The sequence below is a fragment of the Paraburkholderia sp. BR10882 genome, from assembly GCF_040948855.1.
Classification (GTDB): Bacteria; Pseudomonadota; Gammaproteobacteria; order Burkholderiales; family Burkholderiaceae; genus Paraburkholderia; species Paraburkholderia nodosa_A.
The window spans coordinates 513012-531316 of record NZ_JBFPKP010000004.1; the positions used below are offsets into that span (position 1 = coordinate 513012).

Below are 18305 nucleotides of genomic sequence, written 5' to 3' on the forward strand. Positions count from 1 at the left end.
AACCCCATTTAGTTGTAAGAACCTCGGAACCTATTCGCATTCAATTTTCTCGCGCGAAATAAATGCACGTCGACGGCATTGGCGATAGTCGACATTACCGCATCCTATGGATTTTCCCGGCAAGAGTTGCAGCGCGAGGCTGCATGCAAAAAAGCATGCGTCAACATTACTTGCGGCAGGTGGTGCGGGTATGGGCATCGGATCGCTGTATCTCGGCGCTTATAGCGAGGCATAAGCGACCGTTGCAGCGTGCCGTTGGCCATATCGCCGGCAGCGCTTTCGATCTGAAAAAAACTTGGTTCGTTCGCACCCGTCATGCGGATAGGCTGCGTACCTCAACGAGAAAAGAAGGAAAACCGATAATGAAAAGCAGCATCTGGGGCGCAGTGCCAGGCGCACTGTTGACGGCACTTCTGGTCGTGGCATCGACGTCCGCGCATGCGGATCGTCTGGACGACATCAAGCGGGCGGGCGTGTTGCGCGTCGCTGCATTCGACAGCAATCCGCCGTTCGGTTTCGTCGATCCGAAAGACAATCAGATCGTTGGGCTCGACGTGGACTATGCGCGCGCCGTCGCCAAAAACCTGGGTGTGAAGCTCGAAGTTCAGCCCACCAATCCCGCCAATCGCATTGCGTTTCTGAAGTCGGGAAAGGTCGATCTGGTATTCGCCAACTTTACGATTACCGACGATCGCAGGAAGGAAGTCGATTTCAGCACGCCATACTTCGCTTCGGGCACCCAGTTCATTGCGAAGAAGGGCGTGCTGAAGTCTTCGGAACAGCTCAATAGTCTGCGTATCGGCGCGGATAAAGGCACGACCAACGAACAGCAGGTGCGGGCGAAATTCCCGGGTGCAACCATCGTCGCGTACGATGACACACCTTTCGCTTTTGCCGCACTGCGTACGGGCAACGTGCAAGCCATCACGCAGGACGGCCCGAAGCTCGTCGCGCTGCTGGCACGCGCGCCGGACAAGGCGGGCTACGAGATTTCCCCGTTCACGATCTCGAACGACTACGAAGGCGTTGGCGTACCCAAAGGCGAGACGCGTCTGCTCGATGCGGTGAACAACACGCTGACTCACCTGGAGAGCGACGGCGAGGCCGCGCAGATTTACGACAAGTGGTTCGGCCCGAAGAGTGCGGCGCCGCTGCCCCGTCTCTTCAAGATCGGCGACCCGCAAAAGAACGGCTGAGCGCGGCGCCTGATTCATGCATAACTGGCTTGACCCGAAGTATCTCGCGTGGCTCGAACAAGGTTTCTTCGTCACGCTGATGCTCTCTGCCTGCACGGCGTCGTGCGCGACGCCGCTGGGCTTTCTGCTCGCGGTTGCGCGCACGGCCCGCACTCGCGCGATTGCGCGCGCGGCGGCGCTCTACGTGTTCGTCTTCCGCAATTCTCCTCTGCTCGTTCAATTGCTGTTCTGGTACTTCGGTGTCGCGGCCGTGCTGCCGTCCGGCTGGATGAGCTGGCTTAACACGCCGCACCTGGCGACGTTTGGGCCGCTTACGCTGCGCTGGCCGAGTTTCGAACTGTTCGCCGGCTGGGTTGGATTGACGTGCTACACCACGGCGTTCATCGGCGAAGAGTTTCTGGCCGGCATGCGCGGCGTGAACCGCGCACAGTGGCAGGCGGCTGCGGCGCTTGGCATGCGCCGCTACGCGATCCTGCGCTACGTGATCCTGCCACAGGCGTTGCGCATTGCCACGCCGCCGCTCGCTGGCCAATACATGAACGTGATCAAAAATTCGTCGCTGACGATGGCGATAGGGGTGGGCGAGCTGTCATACATGTCGCGGCAGGTCGATACCGAAAGCTTCAGGACCTTTCAGGCATTCGGCACAGCGACCGTATTCTATGTGCTCGCCATCGCAGTTATCGAAGTCGCGCTGGTGCTCTGGCAGCGTGCCGGCCTGCACGGTTTGCAGCGAGGCCGTGCGTGAACGAGTTCGCGTGGTTACCGGCTTTGCGCTATTTGATGATCGGCGCGTTTCCGGCGGGACCGCTGGGAGGCGTTGCGCTGACGATCGCGCTCTCGGTGGTGTCGGCTCTGCTCGCAGCGCTGACCGGATTCGCGCTCGGCGTTGCGCTCGCCATGACGCGCGGCGTCGTCCGTCTCGTGCTGACCGCCGTGGTCGCATTCTTTCGCGCGATACCCGTGTTGATGCTGATCTTCTGGACCTTCTTCCTGATGCCGATCCTGCTGCACGTCGACGTTCCTGGTCTTGCGACGGTCGTGTGCGCGCTCGCGCTGATCGGCGGCGCGTATCTGTCGCATTCGGTTTATGCGGGCATCACGTCGATTGGCGCGGGGCAGCGGCAGGCAGCGCTTTCGCTTGGCTTGACGCGCTGGCAGGCATTGCGCGAAGTCATCCTGCCGCAAGCCGTGCGGGTGATGATGCCGTCGTTCGTCAATCAGTGGGTGTCGTTGATCAAGGATACGTCGCTCGCCTATATCGTCGGCGTGCCCGAATTCACCTTCCTCGCCAATCAGCTCAATAACCGTCTGCTGGTGTACCCGGCGCAAATCTTCCTGTTCGTCGGGTTCGTGTATCTGCTGCTGTGCGGTGCGTTGCAATGGGGCGCCAATGCGTTCCTCGCGCGCCGTGAGCCGGGCTTTTAACGATGGGCACAAATGTTGGATCTCGGGTAAGCCGGTTCCGGGGAACGTCGCCACCGGGAATACGCCGATTTGCATGCGTGAAATTGTTGTGTTATTTTTTCATGAAATTTATCATGAAAAATTTCACAGACGTGCCATGTTCGCCGAATCGACCCGTCATATTGAAAGCTATTACGCACGTCGCTTCGCCCAGAGCGGCGCGCTGCCCGAGCGCCCCGCGCTGGCGGGCGATTACTACGCCGACGTGCTGGTCGTAGGGGCAGGCTTCAGCGGCTTGCACACCGCGTTGCGGCTTGCGCTCGCCGGGCGCCGCGTCGCGGTCGTCGAGGCGAGCCGCGTGGCTTGGGCCGCCTCTGGCCGCAATGGCGGGCAAGCGCTGCTCGGCTGGTCGTGCGATATGCCGCCGTTCGTGCAGGCGCTGGGTCTGGCGGGGGCGCGGGAGCTGTGGGACAGCATGCGCTGGGCCGCCGCCGAAGTGCGCGAATTGCCCGGGCGGCACGGCTTCGACATCGACTACCGGCCAGGCAGCCTGTGGGCGGCGGTGCGGCGTTCGCGTGTCGCCATGCTCGAAGCCGCGCGCGACGAGGCCGCGCACAAGTGGGGCTACGAACGCCTGCGACTCATTGGCGAGCCGGAGATGCCGGAGTGGATCGGCAGTCGCCGTTATCGCGCGGCGCTCTACGATCCCGAGGCGGGGCATCTCGATCCGCTCAAGCTGGCGCTCGGCCTCGCCGACGCCATTGAGCGCGCGGGCGGCGTCATCTTCGAGCAAAGCCGGGTGCTCGCGTATCGCGAAACGCCGGGCGGCTGCGTGGCGAGCACGCGGGAAGGCACGGTGCGCGCCGGCACGCTGGTGCTCGCCTGCAACGCCTACATCGACCGGCTCGATAGCGATCTGGCAAGCCGCGTGCTGCCTGTGGGCACCTGGCAGATCGCCACGCGCAGGCTCGACCCTGCACTTGCCCGCTCGCTTTTGCCGCGCAACAGTTGCGTGATCGACAATCAGTTCGTGCCTGACTACTTTCGCCTGAGCCCGGACGATCGCCTGCTCTTTGGCGGCGCGTGCACGTATCTCGGCGGTATCCCGAAGGACATCGGCGCCGCGATCCGCCCGAGTCTCGAGCGCGCGTTTCCGCAGCTGCGCGGCATCGAATTCGAGTACGCGTGGGGCGGCCATATCGACATCAGCATCCGCCGCACGCCCGACGTCGGTCGCGAACGCGATCGCTACTGGCTGCAAGGCTTTTCCGGGCACGGCATTCTGCCTACGCTCGCGGCGGCGCGCGCTGTTGCCGACGCCATCCTCGGCGAACCGCACTTGCTCTCGCTCTATGAGCGCATTCATAATCCGCGCTTTCCGGGCGGCGAGCGCTTCGCCGCGCCGCTCGAGGCGCTCGGTAAGCTGTGGTATCGCCTGCGCGACGTCGTGTGACAGAGAGAACCGCATGGACCAGCAGGACGAAATCGAAGGCCTCGCGATCCTCATTCGCGATCTGCGCAAGCACAAGAAGGTGACGCTCGCCGAACTCGCGCAAAAGATCGGCCGCTCGGTGGGCTTTCTTTCGCAGGTCGAGCGGGGGCTTTCGCGGCCCACGGTGGCGGATCTCACGTCCATCGGCGAGGCGCTGCAGACGCCCACCACGTACTTCTATAGCGTGAGCATGCCGCGCGAACTGCCGTGGGTCACGCGACCAGGCGAGCGGCGCACGCTCTACTATGGCGGCGGCATTACGGACGTGCTCGTTTCGCCCAGCATGTCGTCGGGGTTCTCGATGCTGGAGAGCCGGCTCGAACCCGGCGCGACGAGCGGCGAGCGCCCCGTGGACGACAGCGACGAGCAGGGCGGCTTCGTGCTCGAAGGCGAGCTGACGATCTGGGTAGAGGACAGCGAAGAACCCGTGACGCTGCGGGCCAACGACAGCTTCCAGTTGCCGGCGCGTTGCCGCTTTCGCTACGCCAATCTCGCCGATGTGCCCGCGCGCGTGCTTTGGGTTTTCACCTGAGCCCGGCTGTCGCGATCGAAGGCGACGAGTCCACAGGTAATCAGCATCACTGATCAATACAGCCACGGATAGCGAGATTTCCTTTGGTGCAGACGCCACCAAAGTCGAAAGGCGTTCACGCTGCCTTACGTTGCGCAACTGAAAGACAGGATGCGATTCGGGCCGCCGCGATCCGCATTCTGGAGGACGGCTCATACATTCGCCCCCGTCGACCCAGTCCGCCTGGCTCACCAGACGCCGGCCCGAGCGATGCTTCCGGAGGGTGACAGCAGGCTGGCGGCGCATTTTTTTTCTGGCTCGGTCACAACCGGAAATATTCCCGGTTTTCGCTATGCGTCAGCGGCCATCTGCACGAACCATTCCTGTATAAACCCGTTTTAAACCGCCGCAATGTCGTTTTTGCGCATTTTTGCCAATTTTTAACGTGTTTTTGTCTACACACTGACGCCGTGTTGTGCTATTGATTCGGCTTTCGCCGTCATGCGCGTGGGAGGCAAAACACGTGCCGGGCGGGCGATCGGCGCGTTTCCATATGCAACGCGATTTGCCTGTTTTGCCCGCGTGAGGTAGGGTATGCAGGTTTTCTCAACTCAACACAGGTAGCAGATGAACAAACAGGAACTCATTGACGCAGTCGCCGCTAGCACGGGCGAGACCAAGGCAGCGACGGGTGCAGCCATCGACGCGATCCTCGACGTCGTCACGCGTGCGGTCACCTCGGGTGACTCCGTGCAACTCGTCGGCTTCGGCTCGTTCTCGACTGGCCAGCGTGCCGCCCGCGTGGGCCGCAACCCTGCCACGGGCGCGGAGATCCAGATTGCCGCCGCCAAGACGGTGAAGTTCACCGCTGGCAAGGCATTCAAGGACGCCGTCAACGCGTCGTGATGCCAGGTCCGCCGTCCTGGCGGACGCGCGCGGCTGGCTCGCTTGCTGGCGCGCGGCGCAGCATCACGCCAGCACGGTAGCCCGCACTCAGGCCGGTGGCGTCACGCCGCTAGCCTGAGTGTGTGAAACGAGGGCGCAAGGCCTTCGGCAAGCCGGCATGCTCACATGCCGGCCGCTTTTTCTTCCCCGCTTTTCTTACGGTATCCGAAGCTTTTTGCGCGCCTCGGGCTTCAGGCATCACGCGCCGCGTCGGTTTCCAGCGACGTGCGGCTCGTTTCGTTGCGGCGGCGCTTGGCCTCGTACATCGCCGCGTCTGCTTCACGCAGCATCGCTTCCACGCTTTCGCCTTCCTCGCAGCTGGCAAAGCCCATTGAAAAGCTCAGCTTCGGTCCGCCGTAGAACTGGTTGTTCAACTCCACCAGTTTGTTGATGCTGTCCACCACGGTTTCCGCATCGCGCAGATCGGCGCCAGGCATCAGTACGGCGAATTCGTCGCCGCCAATGCGCGCAGCCTGCCAGGGCTTCTGGATCGCTTTCGCGAGCACTTCACCGGCGCGGCGCAGCAACGCGTCGCCGGCGGCGTGGCCGAGCTGGTCGTTCACCGTCTTCAGATTGTCCATATCGACGACGATCGCGCTCACCGGGAACGGCCCCTTGCGATGCAGTCGGTTGAGTTCGTCCACATAGAACGAGCGGTTCTTGAGCTTCGTGAGCACGTCGTGCTTGCCGAGGAATTCGAGGTAGGCCTCGGCTTTCTTGCGCGCCGTGATGTCGGTGAGCGCGAGCAGCACGAGGTCCCACTGCGCTTCGTGGCCTGGGAACACGGAAAACTGCAGGTGTACGTTGACCTCGCTGCCGTCGAGCGCGTAGTTCACCACCTCTCGCTGCTGAAAGAGGCGGCCTTCCCAGAGATCGAGCAGCTGCTCGCGAAAGTGCGGGCGCATTTCGTCGCGGAACACCTCGGGCAGGCGCGCGAGCAGCGTGGCTTTGTCCGGTGCGCGAAACATGCCCAGCGTGTAGTGATTGACGTCGAGCACCTGGATTTCGCTCATGCAGCGCTCGACAAATTCGGGGTGCACGTCGGTAAAGGTACGAAAGTCGACGATGCCCTGCTCACGGACCTCGTTGAGCAGCTCGCGAATGGCAGAGAAGTTTTCGACCCACAGCGATACCGGCGAGTGTTCGAAAACGCCGAGCGCGTATTGCTCGCTCACCGTCGCCCGATGGCGCGCTTCTTCGAGCGCCGAGACATCTTCGATCGCCACGAGCACGCGGCTCCAGTCGGCTTCGTGGCCCGGCAGAATCACGCCGCGCAACAGGATGTCCATGCGCCGGCCGCGCAGCGTGTAGTTCACGCTCTTGCTCTCGAACGTGCTGTGCCCGGCCCACATCTGCTCGAGCTCTCCGACGTGTGCCTGGAACATGTCGTCGCGCAGCACCTGCGGAAGATGCGCGGCAAGTTCTTCATAGTCGCGCGCACCGTAAAGATCGAGCGTATGGCGGTTGACCTTGAGCACGCGAATGCAGGCCGAGCATTCGGCCACGCGGCGCGGATCGTCTTCGAGGAACTGGCGCAGGCTGGTCACGCCTTGTGCGCGCCAGCTGTCGAACAGCGCTCGCAGCTGGCTATAGTCTTCGAGCCACAGCGAAGTGGGCGTTACGTCGAAGAAGTCGAGCAGATCGACGCCCATGTTGGCAAAACTGGCCGCGGTGGCCGGGGTGCCTTGTTGCATGTCGGTTGGATGTAAGGGAACGGGGTGCGGCGGGCTGCGCCGCACGAATTACCGAATCCTGGCACACCTTGGGGCCCGAGTGGGCATCGACGATGCAGATGTCGCGTCGCATGGCGATACGTTCCGCATCGAAAGGCGGCGCAGGGCGCTCAGTCGGACGTCTCGATCGAATCGACACGATCCGGGTAGAACGCAAGATGGTCCTTGATTGCCGACACCGCTTCATGCGGCGTTTCATAAGTCCATATTGCGTTTATGGCTCGCTCGCCGCCTGGCGTGATCGAATAGTACGAAGCCTCGCCCTTGTACGGGCACCAGGTCTTGTGTTCCGTGCGTGAGAGCAGCGACATGTCGGCGTCCTCGCGCGGTATGTAGAACACGGCCGGATAGCTCGCCTCGCGCAGCGTGAGCGCGCGGCGCGTGTCGGCGATCACGCGGCCGCCTGCTGTCACCACCACGTGTGTGCGCGCCGGTTCGACCGTGATCGGATGATCGGGGCCGGGAATTTTGACGGTCCGTGTGTCCATGGCTGGGTTCCTCGCGAAAGGGGTAGGAAATGCGGACGTTTAGCCGAATACATCATATGCAATTGCAGATTAACTGGTAGGGGAAAACGCTGCAGGCTGTTTCAATGAGGGCGCGACAGAGTTCGACGCACGGGCGGCGATAGTCACGCGATTGCGCCGCGCGCCATCGTGCTTCCAGTCTTCACCCGCGCCTTCATTTACCCGCAGCAGGATCACTGATGAGCCTCGATATCTTCTGGTTCTTGCCGACTTCCGGCGACACCCGCTACCTCGGCAAATCCGATTTCGGCCGCGCGCCGACCAACGCCTATATGCGCCAGATCGCCGTGACCGCCGAAGAGCTCGGCTACGACGGCCTCCTCATTCCCACCGGGAGCAGCTGCCTCGACCCGTGGGTGACGGCGGCGAGCCTCGCGCCCGTCACGCAGCGCATCAAGCTGCTCGTCGCGCTGCGCACGTCGCTCGGCGGTCCCACCGCTTCGGCGCGCCAGGCGGCCACGCTCGACCAGGCGTTGAACGGCCGTTTGCTGCTCAACGTCGTGCCGGGCGGCGACGCCACCGAACTCGCGGCCGACGGCGTGTTCCTCGCGCACGACGAGCGCTATGAAGCCGCCGACGAATTCCTGACGATCTGGCGCGACCTGCTGCGCGGCGAGACGGTGAACTTCGAGGGCAAGCATTTGCGCGTGCAGGGCGCGCAGAACTTTCACGCACCGGTCCAGACGCCGCATCCGCCGCTGTATTTCGGCGGCTCCTCGCCGGCGGCGCACGAACTGGCGGCAAAGCACGTGGACGCCTATCTCACGTGGGGCGAGCCGCCCGAGGCCGTCGCGCAGAAGTTCGCCGATATCCGCGCGCGGGCGGCACGCCATGGACGCACGCTCAAGCTCGGCGTGCGCCTGCACGTGATCGTGCGCGAGACCAACGACGAAGCGTGGGCCGCTGCTGAGCGCCTCATCAGCAAGCTCGACGACGACGATATCCGCCGCGCCCAGGAAAACTACGCGAGCATGGATTCGGTGGGCCAGCGCCGCATGGCCGAGCTGCACGGCGGCAGCCGGGACAAGCTCGAGATCAGTCCGAACCTGTGGGCCGGCGTGGGCCTCGTGCGCGGCGGCGCGGGCACGGCGCTCGTGGGCGATCCGCAAACCGTGGCGGCGCGCCTCAAGGAATACGTGGATGCCGGCGCGGACAGTTTCGTGCTCTCCGGCTATCCTCACCTCGAAGAGGCGATTCGCTTCGCCGAACTGGTGTTCCCGCTGCTACCGGGCAAGAAACCGGTGACGCTGCGCGACCAGGCTCTGACGGGCGGCGCGTTCGACGTGCGTGCGCATGAGCGGGCGCAGCAGGCCGCTCGCGCGTGAGCATCGCCGTGCGCGGCAACCGGGGCCGGTTCCTGGAGCCTTGCCGGACGATTATTCGTGCGAGCGATATGTCCGTTTTATTCGTGTGAATGATATTGGCGAAATATTCCCCACAGGCATATAATCGGTTTATGCCTCACAGGAATATGCCATGAAGATCATCGTCCAGACGCCAGGCGGGCTTGGCGAGATTCTGCAATCGGCCCGCAAGGCGCGCGGCATGACCCAGGCGCAGGCCGCGGCGCATCTCGGCATCGGCCAGCCGCGTCTTTCCGCGCTCGAAACCACGGGTGCCGCCAGCCTCTCGCTCGAGCAGATGCTCGCGCTTTTCGCGCTCTACGGGCTGGAATTCTGCGTGCAATCGCGCGAGGCGGCGGCCGGCGCGCCGGAGTGGTGAGCATGGGCCGCAAATCGCATTCGCGCGCGCTATCGATCTGGGCCAACGGCGAGCGTGTGGGCACGTGGGTCATGACGTCCGCCGGCGACACCGAGCTGCGTTATGACGACGCCTGGAAGCGCTCGGCCGTGGGCCGGCCGCTTTCGCTCTCGCTGCCGTTCGGCATCGGCGACGTGCCGTTGCGCGGTGAGCGCGTGCAGCACTATTTCGACAATCTCCTGCCCGACAGCGAGCCCATCCGCCGCCGCATCGCCACGCGCTTTCGCACCGATACGCTCGAGGCCTTCGACCTGCTCAAGGCCATCGGGCGCGATTGCGTGGGCGCGGTGCAACTGCTGGGCGAGGACGAAACGCCGGGGCGCGTCGACCGCGTCGAAGGCACCGCGCTGAGCGATGCCGTCATCGAGCGCCTGCTGCTCGAAACGGCCGGCGCGCTGCCCGGTGGCGCGCGCGAGACTGACGATCTGCGCATTTCGCTAGCGGGCGCGCAGGAGAAGACCGCGCTCCTGCGCCACCGCGGCAAATGGCTGCTGCCGCGCGGCGCCACGCCTACCACGCATATTCTCAAGCTGCCACTCGGGCTGATCGGCCATCGCAAGGTGGACTTCAATACCTCGGTCGAAAACGAATGGCTTTGCCTGGCATTGCTGAGGGCCTATGGGTTGCCTGCTTCGCAAGCGCAGATACTCCACTTCGGCGCGCAGAAGGTGCTCAGCGTGGAGCGCTTCGATCGCACGCGCTCGCGCGCCGGTGGCTTGCTGCGCCTGCCGCAGGAGGACTTCTGCCAGGCGCTCGGCGTGCCGCCGCATCGCAAGTACGAAGCGCATGGCGGCCCCGGCGTGCGTGAAATTGCGGGTCTCCTGCGCCAGTCGCTGCAGGCACGGGAAGACATCGAAACGTTTCTCACTGCGCAAATCGTCTTCTGGATGCTCGCGGCGCCGGACGGCCACGCGAAGAATTTCAGCATCCGCCTGCTGCCGGCAGGACGCTTTCAGCTCGCGCCGCTCTATGACGTCATGTCGATCTGGCCCGTCGAGGGCGACGGCGGCAATCAATGGTCGTGGCACAAGGCGTCGCTCGCCATGGCGGTGTGGGGCAAGGCGCGCCACTATCGCATGCGCGACGTGAAGCGCACGCATTTCGACGCCACCGCGCGGCTGTGCCACTACGGGCCGGATGCGGGCCCGCTGATCGAGCGCGTGCTGGCGCGTACGCCCGGTGCGATAGAGGAAGTCGCGGCGGCGCTACCCGAAGGCTTTCCCGAGCGGGTAGCCGAGCGACTCTTCGACGGCTTGCGTTTTTCGGCGGAGCGACTGGCTGCGCAGTGACGGTGTGCGCCGCCGTACGCGAATTCCTGAACGAACAGGCCTAGACGGCACATCGCTTCACGACTTTTGCTTCTTCGAAGGCAGCCACGTTTGAGGCTCGGCGTACATTTCCTTGACCAGTTGCTTCACGAGATCGACGTAGACTGAATTGTCGTTCACGCGGTGATTCAGGATGATTGGCGAGGTCGCGTGGTCGCTGTCTATCAGCCGGTAGTGCACGTCCTGCCGCAACTGCCGCGCTGATGCGGGGATCACGCATACGCCGAACTCGGCCGCGACGAGCCCCAGCGCCGTCTGGATTTCCCGCACTTCCAGCACTTCACCCGGTTGCACGCCGTCGCCGTGCAACACGTTCAATACCTGATCGGCAAAGCTGGGGCGCGGCTCCTTGGGATAAACAATCAGTTTCTGCCCGGCCAGTTGCTCGATGGGGATGGGTGTGGATTCCTGCGCCATCTCGCTGCCGATCGGCACCACCACCGCCAGCGGCTCTTCGCGCAGGACGATCCCGGCCACGTTGGGGTCGCTGTGGCGCACGCGTCCGAAGCCGATGTCGATACGGCCTTCCTTCAACGCCTCGATCTGTTGCACCGACATCAGTTCGACCATCTGGATGTCGAGTTCCGGCGCATTCTGGCGCAGCTTGCGCATCAACGGCGGCAGTCCCGAATACAGAACGGAGGCGACGAAGCCAATCGACAGCACGGTGCGGTGATGCAGTCCCACGTGTTTGGCCGTCGCCTGCAATTGTTCGACGCGCCCAAGAATCTGCATGGCCTGCTCGTAGACGAGACGTCCCGCATCGGTCGTGCGCACCGGTCGCGTATTGCGAATCAGAAGGGGCACGCCGATCTCTTGTTCGAGCAACTGAATCTGCCGGCTCAGCGGCGGTTGAGCGATGCAAAGCTGTTCCGCGGCGCGCGTGAAATTGCGCTCGCGCACGACGGCAACGAAGTAACGAAGCTGGCGGAGATCCATGGTTCCTTCCCAAATGACGCCATCAAATTGTCAATACTCTGAAAATATGATGCGCTGCAATATTGGCCTATTTATGGGTGATTGCGGGGTTTCCATATTATAAAGGTATGGAATTTGACGCAAATAGTATTGGATCAGGCTCAGGCGCGGCATGTATAAATCCACCATACCTTCTTCACTTACGCAGCCTTCGAGATGACTTCCGCCACGATCGAACGTATCGAAACCCGCCTCGTCGATCTGCCGACGATTCGCCCTCACAAGCTGTCCGTCGCCACGATGTACGGGCAAACCCTGATGCTGGTGAAGGTGTATTGCAGCGATGGCGTAACCGGCATCGGTGAAGGTACGACGATCGCCGGCATGGCCTACGGTCCGGAAAGCCCGGAAGCGATGAAGCTGGCGATCGACGCCTACTTCGCCCCGGCGATGATCGGCCAGGACGCCACGCGAATCCAGGCGCTCATGGCGCATCTGGGCAAGCTCGTGAAGGTCAATCACTTCGCCAAGTGCGCGCTGGAAACCGCGCTGCTCGATGCGCAGGGCAAGCGCCTTGGCGTGCCGGTGAGCGAACTGCTGGGCGGCCGCCGCCGCGAACGCTTGCCGGTGGCATGGACGCTCGCTTCGGGCGATACCGCCAAAGACATCGCCGAAGCCGAGGCGATGCTGGAAGTGCGCCGTCACAATATCTTCAAGCTGAAAATCGGCGCGAAGGAGTTCAAGACCGACATCAAGCACGTGGCCGACATCAAGAAGGCGGTGGGCGATCGTGCCGCTGTGCGCGTGGACGTCAACATGGCCTGGAGCGAGACGCAGGCGGCCTGGGCGATTCCGGCGCTGGCGGACGCCGGCTGCGAACTGGTCGAGCAGCCGGTGGCTTCGCCCGCGGCGCTGGCGCGCCTCATGCGCCGCTTCCCGGTGGCATTGATGGCCGACGAAATCCTGCAGGGACCGGAAAGCGCGTTCGAGATCGCGAAGAACGAGGGCGCCGATGTGTTCGCCATCAAGATCGAACAGAGCGGCGGGCTGTTCGCGGCGCAGCGCGTGGCCACGATTGCGGACGCCGCGGGTATCGAACTGTACGGCGGCACGATGCTCGAAGGCGCGTTCAGCACAGTGGCGTCGGCGCATCTGTTCGCGAGCTTCGCCAACCTGCAGTGGGGCACCGAACTGTTCGGCCCCTTGCTGATCACCGAAGAAATTCTGACGACCCCGCTGGACTACAGCAACTTCGCGCTGACCGTGCCGAACGGTCCGGGCCTGGGCATCGAACTGGACGAAGCGAAGGTCAAGCGCTTCACCCGCGAAGGCCTGATGAAAGTCACGAAGTAATCCGGACACCTGATAAACGGACAAGACGATGCTATTCCACGTACGCATGGATGTGAACATCCCGGCCGACATGCCGGCCAATGTCGCCAACGAAATCAAGGCGCGCGAAAAAGAGTACTCGCAGGAACTGCAGCGCAGCGGCAAGTGGCGCCATATCTGGCGAGTGGTGGGCGAGTACGCGAACTACAGCATCTTCGACGTAGAGAGTAATGCAGAGCTGCACGACATTCTCACCGCCTTGCCGCTTTTCCCGTACATGAAGATAACGGTCACGCCGTTGTGTCGCCACCCGTCCTCCGTCAGGGCCAACGACGCTTGAGCTGATTCCCCCTCAATACCAGCAAGCACCAGGAGACAAACACCATGAGCGCAAAAGTATTCGACACGAAGGAAGTGCAGGACCTGCTGAAGGCCGCTGCGAATCTCAACGGCAGCAGCGGCAACGCGCGTTTCCAGCAGGTCGTTTATCGGCTGCTGGGCGACCTGTTCAAGGCCATCGACGATCTCGACATCACGCCCGATGAGGTCTGGGCCGGTGTGAACTATCTGAACAAGCTCGGCCAGGACGGCGAAGCGGCGCTGCTCGCCGCCGGCCTCGGCCTCGAGAAGTACCTCGACATCCGCATGGACGCCGCAGACAAGGCGGTGGGTCTCGAAGGCGGCACGCCGCGCACGATCGAAGGGCCGCTGTATGTGGCAGGCGCGCCGGTGCGCGAGAGCGTTTCGCGCATCGACCTGAACGCCGACGCCGATGCCGGCCCGCTCGTCATTCACGGCACGGTCACCGGCCTCGACGGCAAGCCGCTCGCCGGCGCCCTGGTCGAATGCTGGCACGCCAATTCGAAGGGCTTCTACTCGCACTTCGACCCGACCGGCGCACAGGACGACTTCAACCTGCGCGGCGCGGTGAAGACCGGCGCGGACGGCAAGTACGAATTCCGCACGCTGATGCCGGTGGGTTACGGTTGCCCGCCGCAGGGTTCGACCCAGCGTCTGCTGGACGGCCTCGGCCGCCACGGCAACCGCCCGGCGCACGTTCACTTCTTCGTGACGGCGGATAACAGCCGCAAGCTCACCACGCAATTCAATATCGAAGGTGACCCGCTCATTTGGGACGACTTCGCCTACGCGACGCGTGAAGAGCTGATTCCGCATGTGGCCGAAAAGACCGGTGGCACCCCGCTCGGCCTGAAAGCCGACACGTACAAGGACATCGAGTTCAACTTCACGCTCACGCCGCTGGTCCAGGGCAAGGACAACCAGCTCGTCCATCGCCTGCGCGCCGCAGCGACGGCGTAATCGCCCCAGCATGGCGGCGGCACGTTGCCGCCGCCACTCCTTTCTTCGCGATCATCTTTCGACACCGATGCAGGAACTCCGTACTGCGTGTGGAGTATGCATAGGAGAGCTAATATGTCAGCCATCATCGACAAAGCCAGTGACCTGGATCATCTGCTGTCCACCGCCGTGCAGGACGACAAGCAAAACGGTGTGTTCCGTTGCCGACGCGACATCTTCACCAATGCCGACCTGTTCGAACTGGAGATGAAATACATCTTCGAGAAGAACTGGGTGTACCTCGCGCACGAAAGCCAGATTCCCGAAAACAACGACTACTACACCACGTGGCTCGGTCGTCAACCGGTCGTCATCACGCGCGACAAGACCGGCACGCTCAACGCCGTGATCAACGCCTGCGCGCACAAAGGCGCCATGCTGTGCCGGCGCAAGCACGGCAACAAGGGCAGCTTCACCTGTCCGTTCCACGGCTGGACGTTCTCCAACACCGGCAAGCTGCTCAAGGTGAAGGATGAAAAGACCACGGAATACCCCGTGCAATTCAACAAGCAGGGCTCGCATGACCTGAAGAAGGTCGCGCGCTTCGAGAACTACCGGGGCTTTCTGTTCGGCAGCCTCAACGCCGACGTGCAGCCGCTCGAAGACTACCTCGGCGAAGCGAAGATCATCATCGACCAGATCGTCGACCAGTCGCCGAGCGGCCTCGAAGTGCTGCGCGGCAACTCCTCGTATGTCTACGACGGCAACTGGAAGATGCAGATGGAGAACGGCTGCGACGGCTACCACGTCAGCACCGTGCACTGGAATTACGCCGCGACCATGGGCCGCCGCAAGGAAGACGGCACCCAGGCGGTGGACGCCAATAGCTGGAGCAAGTCGGTGGCGGGTGTTTACGGCTTCGACCACGGCCACATCCTCTTGTGGACGAACACGATGAACCCCGAAGTGCGGCCGGTCTACAAGCATCGCGACGAAATCAGGGCGCGCGTGGGGGAAGTGCAGGCCGATTTCATCGTCAACCAGACGAGAAACCTGTGCCTCTACCCGAACGTGTTCCTGATGGACCAGTTCAGCACGCAGATTCGCGTGGTGCGCCCGATCAGCGTGGACAAGACCGAAGTGAACATTTTCTGCTTCGGGCCGAAGGGCGAGAACGCGGAAGATCGTGCGACGCGCATTCGCCAGTACGAGGACTTCTTCAACGTCACGGGCATGGGCACCGCCGACGACCTCGAAGAGTTCCGCGCCTGCCAGGCGGGTTACGCCGGCACGACGGCGATGTGGAACGATCTCTCGCGCGGCGCACCACTGTGGGTCGAAGGCGCGGACGACAACGCAAAGAAGATGGGCCTCAAGCCGGTCATTTCCGGCGAACGCAGCGAAGACGAAGGGTTGTTCGTGGTTCAGCACGAGTACTGGGTGCACGCCATGCGCGACGCCCTCAAGCAGGAACTGAACCACGCACAAGCGGGAGCGCAGGCATGAGCAACGATTACCAGAAGATCTGCGCCGCGCTGTACCGCGAAGCGCGCCTGCTCGACGATCGCCAGTGGGAAGAATGGCTCGCCTGCTACGCAGAAGACGTCACGTACTGGATGCCCGCGTGGGACGACGATGACCAGCTCACCGACGACCACGAATCGCAGATCTCGCTGATGTACTACCCGGATCGCGGCGGCCTCGAAGACCGTGTGTTCCGCATCAAGACCGAACGCAGCGGCGCTTCGATGCCGGAGCCGCGCACGAGCCACAACGTCACGAACGTGGAAGTGCTGGCGGACCGCGGCGACGAAGTGGAAGTGCGCTACAACTTCCACACGCTCAATCATCGCTACCGGGCCACGGACCATTTTTTCGGCACGATGTTCGTCACGTTGCGTAAGGCCGGCGACGGCTTCCTGATTGCCTACAAAAAGATCGTGCTGAAGAACGACTACATCCGGCAGGTGCTCGACGTCTATCACGTGTGAAGTCACGTTCGACATCGAGCCTCAGTTTCAACATGGGATAGAAGGAGACACCATGTCCAGCTACAAGATTGCACTCAATTTCGAAGACGGCGTCACGCGTTTCATCGACTGCAAGGCGGGCGAAAAAGTGCTCGATGCGGCCTTTCGCGCGCGCATCAACCTGCCGATGGATTGCTCGGACGGCGTGTGCGGCACCTGCAAGTGCCGCGCGGAAAGCGGCAGCTACGACCTGGGCGAAGACTTTATCGAAGACGCGCTGACCGAAGACGAAAAGGACAGCGGTCTCGTGCTCACCTGCCAGATGGTGCCGGAAAGCGATTGTGTGATCGCCATTCCCGCGTCTTCCACGGTCTGCAAGACAGGGCAGAGCAAGTTCGCGGCCACGGTGGCGAAGGTCGAACAGCACAACGACGCCGCGGTCGTGCTCGAACTGGATGTCGACGCAGCGGGTCCCGTGTTCCTGCCGGGCCAGTACGTCAACATCGACGTGCCGGGCAGCGGCCAGCATCGTTCGTATTCCTTCTCTTCCGCACCGGGCGAATCGAAAATCAGCTTCCTGATCAAGAAGATTCCGGGCGGCGTGATGAGCACGTGGCTCGAAGCCGCACAAGCGGGCACGAAGCTCGAATTGACGGGGCCGCTCGGCAGCTTCTATCTGCGCGACGTGCAGCGGCCGCTGCTGTTCCTCGCGGGCGGCACGGGTCTCGCGCCGTTCCTCTCGATGCTGGAAGTGCTCGCGCGCACCAACGCGCAGCAGAAGGTGCACCTGATCTACGGCGTGACCCGCGACCTCGACCTGGTGCTCGTTGAAGCCATCGAAGCCTACGCGGCGAAGCTGCCGAACTTCAGCTTCGCTACCGTGATCGCCGACGCGGATTCGACTCATCCGCGTAAAGGCTGGGTCACGCAGCATATTCCCGCGGACGCCCTGAACGACGGCGACGTCGACGTGTATCTGTGCGGCCCGCCGCCGATGGTGGACGCCGTACGCAAGTATTTCGACGACGAAGGCGTGAAGCCCAACAGCTTCCACTACGAGAAGTTCACTCCCAACGTAGTCCCGAAGGCGGCATGATCATGCAACGATTCGCAGGCAAGGTAGTCGTCGTCACCGGGGCGGCGCAGGGAATTGGCCGCGGCGTGGCGCTGCGGGTAGCGGCCGAAGGCGGCCAGGTGGTGTTCGTCGATCGGGCGGATTTCGTGGCCGAAGTCGCGGCCGAGGCGCAGGGCGCGCAAACGGCGGGCTTCGTCGCCGACCTCGAAACGTATGAAGGCGCGAAAGCGGCAATGGATTTCGCCGCGCAGACGTTTGGCGGCATCGACATTCTGATCAACGGCGTGGGCGGCGCCATCCGCATGCGTCCGTTCGCGGAATTCGAGCCTGCGCAGATCGATGCGGAAATCCGCCGCTCGCTCATGCCCACGCTTTACGCGTGCCATGCCGTGCTGCCGCATTTGCTCGAACGCGGGCGCGGAACCATCGTCAACGTGTCGTCGAACGCCACGCGCGGTATTCGCCGCGTGCCGTATTCGGCAGCGAAGGGCGGCGTGAATGCGATGACGCAGTCGCTGGCGATGGAATACGCGGAGCACAATATCCGCGTGGTCGCCACGGCGCCGGGCGGCACCGAAGCGCCGCCGCGCCGCATTCCGCGCAATGCCGCGGGCGACAGCGAGCAGGAAAAGGCCTGGATGGGCGAGGCGGTGCGCCAGGTCACCGATTCGACCTTCTTCAAGCGCTACGGCAGTCTCGACGAACAGGTCGCGCCGATCCTCTTTCTCGCTTCGGACGAGGCGAGCTATATCACCGGTTCGATCTTGCCGGTCGCCGGTGGGGACACGGGCTGAGCGATGAACGCGTGGTG

At 63.1% G+C, this 18305-nt stretch carries 19 protein-coding genes; 16 read left to right on the forward strand and 3 right to left on the reverse strand.

Going from position 1 to position 18305, the window contains the following annotated elements; all coding sequences use genetic code 11:
- Window positions 1-362 precede the first annotated feature (362 nt).
- The 6 genes from AB3X99_RS14660 to AB3X99_RS14685 all read left to right on the forward strand — a co-directional run bounded on the left by AB3X99_RS14660 (window position 363) and on the right by AB3X99_RS14685 (window position 5512).
- A complete protein-coding gene (locus tag AB3X99_RS14660; protein WP_368617349.1) occupies window positions 363-1196 on the forward strand; it encodes an ABC transporter substrate-binding protein in 834 nt (277 codons plus the stop codon).
- Between the two features lie 16 nt (window positions 1197-1212).
- Window positions 1213-1944 (forward strand): amino acid ABC transporter permease, encoded by a 732-nt coding sequence (locus tag AB3X99_RS14665; RefSeq protein ID WP_069268885.1) that lies wholly within the window; start codon window positions 1213-1215, stop codon window positions 1942-1944.
- Complete coding sequence (locus tag AB3X99_RS14670) at window positions 1941-2624, forward strand: amino acid ABC transporter permease (RefSeq protein ID WP_368606388.1); 684 nt, start codon at window positions 1941-1943, stop codon at window positions 2622-2624. The genes AB3X99_RS14665 and AB3X99_RS14670 overlap by 4 nt, the downstream gene beginning before the upstream one ends.
- A 136-nt stretch (window positions 2625-2760) precedes the next feature.
- Window positions 2761-4056 carry an NAD(P)/FAD-dependent oxidoreductase gene (locus tag AB3X99_RS14675; RefSeq protein ID WP_368617317.1) on the forward strand — a complete coding sequence of 432 codons (1296 nt, stop codon included), beginning with the start codon at window positions 2761-2763 and terminating at the stop codon, window positions 4054-4056.
- 13 nt (window positions 4057-4069) lie between these two features.
- Window positions 4070-4627: a helix-turn-helix domain-containing protein gene (locus tag AB3X99_RS14680; protein ID WP_368617318.1), complete on the forward strand. Its 558-nt coding sequence runs from the start codon at window positions 4070-4072 to the stop codon at window positions 4625-4627.
- A gap of 606 nt (window positions 4628-5233) precedes the next feature.
- The gene (locus AB3X99_RS14685; RefSeq protein WP_028207645.1) at window positions 5234-5512 is read left to right on the forward strand and encodes an HU family DNA-binding protein; all 279 of its coding nucleotides are present in this window, start codon (window positions 5234-5236) and stop codon (window positions 5510-5512) included.
- 230 nt (window positions 5513-5742) lie between these two features.
- Here AB3X99_RS14685 and AB3X99_RS14690 read toward each other — a convergent pair whose 3' ends face one another.
- Both AB3X99_RS14690 and AB3X99_RS14695 read right to left on the reverse strand, forming a co-directional pair.
- Window positions 5743-7245: a GGDEF domain-containing protein gene (locus AB3X99_RS14690; protein ID WP_069268889.1), complete on the reverse strand. Its 1503-nt coding sequence runs from the start codon at window positions 7243-7245 to the stop codon at window positions 5743-5745.
- 149 nt (window positions 7246-7394) lie between these two features.
- Window positions 7395-7772 carry a DUF427 domain-containing protein gene (locus AB3X99_RS14695; protein WP_342947508.1) on the reverse strand — a complete coding sequence of 126 codons (378 nt, stop codon included), beginning with the start codon at window positions 7770-7772 and terminating at the stop codon, window positions 7395-7397.
- 218 nt (window positions 7773-7990) lie between these two features.
- Here AB3X99_RS14695 and ssuD point away from each other — a divergent pair, with 218 nt between their 5' ends.
- The 3 genes from ssuD (at window position 7991) to AB3X99_RS14710 (ending at window position 10861) form a co-directional block, all read left to right on the forward strand.
- Window positions 7991-9136 (forward strand): FMNH2-dependent alkanesulfonate monooxygenase, encoded by a 1146-nt coding sequence (ssuD, locus tag AB3X99_RS14700; RefSeq protein WP_069268891.1) that lies wholly within the window; start codon window positions 7991-7993, stop codon window positions 9134-9136.
- 151 nt (window positions 9137-9287) lie between these two features.
- On the forward strand, window positions 9288-9533 hold the full coding sequence (locus AB3X99_RS14705; protein ID WP_368606392.1) for a helix-turn-helix domain-containing protein: 246 nt from the start codon (window positions 9288-9290) through the stop codon (window positions 9531-9533).
- A 2-nt stretch (window positions 9534-9535) separates the two neighbouring features.
- The gene (locus AB3X99_RS14710; RefSeq protein ID WP_368617319.1) at window positions 9536-10861 is read left to right on the forward strand and encodes a type II toxin-antitoxin system HipA family toxin; all 1326 of its coding nucleotides are present in this window, start codon (window positions 9536-9538) and stop codon (window positions 10859-10861) included.
- A 57-nt stretch (window positions 10862-10918) separates the two neighbouring features.
- Here the strand turns inward: AB3X99_RS14710 and AB3X99_RS14715 are convergent, their stop codons facing one another.
- A complete protein-coding gene (locus tag AB3X99_RS14715) occupies window positions 10919-11839 on the reverse strand; it encodes a LysR family transcriptional regulator (protein ID WP_069268894.1) in 921 nt (306 codons plus the stop codon).
- A 195-nt stretch (window positions 11840-12034) separates the two neighbouring features.
- Here AB3X99_RS14715 and AB3X99_RS14720 point away from each other — a divergent pair, with 195 nt between their 5' ends.
- The 7 genes from AB3X99_RS14720 (at window position 12035) to benD (ending at window position 18288) form a co-directional block, all read left to right on the forward strand.
- The gene (locus tag AB3X99_RS14720; RefSeq protein ID WP_368617320.1) at window positions 12035-13171 is read left to right on the forward strand and encodes a muconate/chloromuconate family cycloisomerase; all 1137 of its coding nucleotides are present in this window, start codon (window positions 12035-12037) and stop codon (window positions 13169-13171) included.
- Between the two features lie 28 nt (window positions 13172-13199).
- Window positions 13200-13490, forward strand: coding sequence for a muconolactone Delta-isomerase (gene catC / locus AB3X99_RS14725; protein ID WP_368617321.1), 291 nt, complete (start codon window positions 13200-13202; stop codon window positions 13488-13490).
- 44 nt (window positions 13491-13534) lie between these two features.
- The gene (gene catA, locus AB3X99_RS14730) at window positions 13535-14470 is read left to right on the forward strand and encodes a catechol 1,2-dioxygenase (RefSeq protein ID WP_368617322.1); all 936 of its coding nucleotides are present in this window, start codon (window positions 13535-13537) and stop codon (window positions 14468-14470) included.
- 114 nt (window positions 14471-14584) lie between these two features.
- On the forward strand, window positions 14585-15955 hold the full coding sequence (locus AB3X99_RS14735; RefSeq protein ID WP_368617323.1) for a Rieske 2Fe-2S domain-containing protein: 1371 nt from the start codon (window positions 14585-14587) through the stop codon (window positions 15953-15955).
- Window positions 15952-16440 carry a benzoate 1,2-dioxygenase small subunit gene (gene benB / locus AB3X99_RS14740; RefSeq protein WP_368617324.1) on the forward strand — a complete coding sequence of 163 codons (489 nt, stop codon included), beginning with the start codon at window positions 15952-15954 and terminating at the stop codon, window positions 16438-16440. The genes AB3X99_RS14735 and benB overlap by 4 nt, the downstream gene beginning before the upstream one ends.
- Before the next feature lie 52 nt (window positions 16441-16492).
- The gene (benC, locus tag AB3X99_RS14745; protein WP_069268900.1) at window positions 16493-17515 is read left to right on the forward strand and encodes a benzoate 1,2-dioxygenase electron transfer component BenC; all 1023 of its coding nucleotides are present in this window, start codon (window positions 16493-16495) and stop codon (window positions 17513-17515) included.
- Window positions 17512-18288 carry a benzoate diol dehydrogenase BenD gene (benD, locus tag AB3X99_RS14750; RefSeq protein ID WP_368617325.1) on the forward strand — a complete coding sequence of 259 codons (777 nt, stop codon included), beginning with the start codon at window positions 17512-17514 and terminating at the stop codon, window positions 18286-18288. The genes benC and benD overlap by 4 nt, the downstream gene beginning before the upstream one ends.
- Window positions 18289-18305 lie beyond the last annotated feature (17 nt).

Excerpts from the sequence above, each read along its gene's own strand:
- AB3X99_RS14705 (WP_368606392.1), top strand. The coding sequence starts at position 9,288 with ATGAAGATCATCGTCCAGACGCCAGGCGGGCTTGGCGAGATTCTGCAA.
- AB3X99_RS14675 (WP_368617317.1), top strand. The coding sequence starts at position 2,761 with ATGTTCGCCGAATCGACCCGTCATATTGAAAGCTATTACGCACGTCGC.
- AB3X99_RS14710 (WP_368617319.1), top strand. The coding sequence starts at position 9,536 with ATGGGCCGCAAATCGCATTCGCGCGCGCTATCGATCTGGGCCAACGGC.
- AB3X99_RS14665 (WP_069268885.1), top strand. The coding sequence starts at position 1,213 with ATGCATAACTGGCTTGACCCGAAGTATCTCGCGTGGCTCGAACAAGGT.
- AB3X99_RS14720 (WP_368617320.1), top strand. The coding sequence starts at position 12,035 with ATGACTTCCGCCACGATCGAACGTATCGAAACCCGCCTCGTCGATCTG.
- benB (WP_368617324.1), top strand. The coding sequence starts at position 15,952 with ATGAGCAACGATTACCAGAAGATCTGCGCCGCGCTGTACCGCGAAGCG.
- benD (WP_368617325.1), top strand. The coding sequence starts at position 17,512 with ATGATCATGCAACGATTCGCAGGCAAGGTAGTCGTCGTCACCGGGGCG.
- benC (WP_069268900.1), top strand. The coding sequence starts at position 16,493 with ATGTCCAGCTACAAGATTGCACTCAATTTCGAAGACGGCGTCACGCGT.
- AB3X99_RS14685 (WP_028207645.1), top strand. The coding sequence starts at position 5,234 with ATGAACAAACAGGAACTCATTGACGCAGTCGCCGCTAGCACGGGCGAG.
- AB3X99_RS14735 (WP_368617323.1), top strand. The coding sequence starts at position 14,585 with ATGTCAGCCATCATCGACAAAGCCAGTGACCTGGATCATCTGCTGTCC.
- catA (WP_368617322.1), top strand. The coding sequence starts at position 13,535 with ATGAGCGCAAAAGTATTCGACACGAAGGAAGTGCAGGACCTGCTGAAG.
- AB3X99_RS14690 (WP_069268889.1), bottom strand. The coding sequence starts at position 7,245 with ATGCAACAAGGCACCCCGGCCACCGCGGCCAGTTTTGCCAACATGGGC.
- AB3X99_RS14660 (WP_368617349.1), top strand. The coding sequence starts at position 363 with ATGAAAAGCAGCATCTGGGGCGCAGTGCCAGGCGCACTGTTGACGGCA.
- AB3X99_RS14715 (WP_069268894.1), bottom strand. The coding sequence starts at position 11,839 with ATGGATCTCCGCCAGCTTCGTTACTTCGTTGCCGTCGTGCGCGAGCGC.
- ssuD (WP_069268891.1), top strand. The coding sequence starts at position 7,991 with ATGAGCCTCGATATCTTCTGGTTCTTGCCGACTTCCGGCGACACCCGC.
- AB3X99_RS14695 (WP_342947508.1), bottom strand. The coding sequence starts at position 7,772 with ATGGACACACGGACCGTCAAAATTCCCGGCCCCGATCATCCGATCACG.
- AB3X99_RS14680 (WP_368617318.1), top strand. The coding sequence starts at position 4,070 with ATGGACCAGCAGGACGAAATCGAAGGCCTCGCGATCCTCATTCGCGAT.
- catC (WP_368617321.1), top strand. The coding sequence starts at position 13,200 with ATGCTATTCCACGTACGCATGGATGTGAACATCCCGGCCGACATGCCG.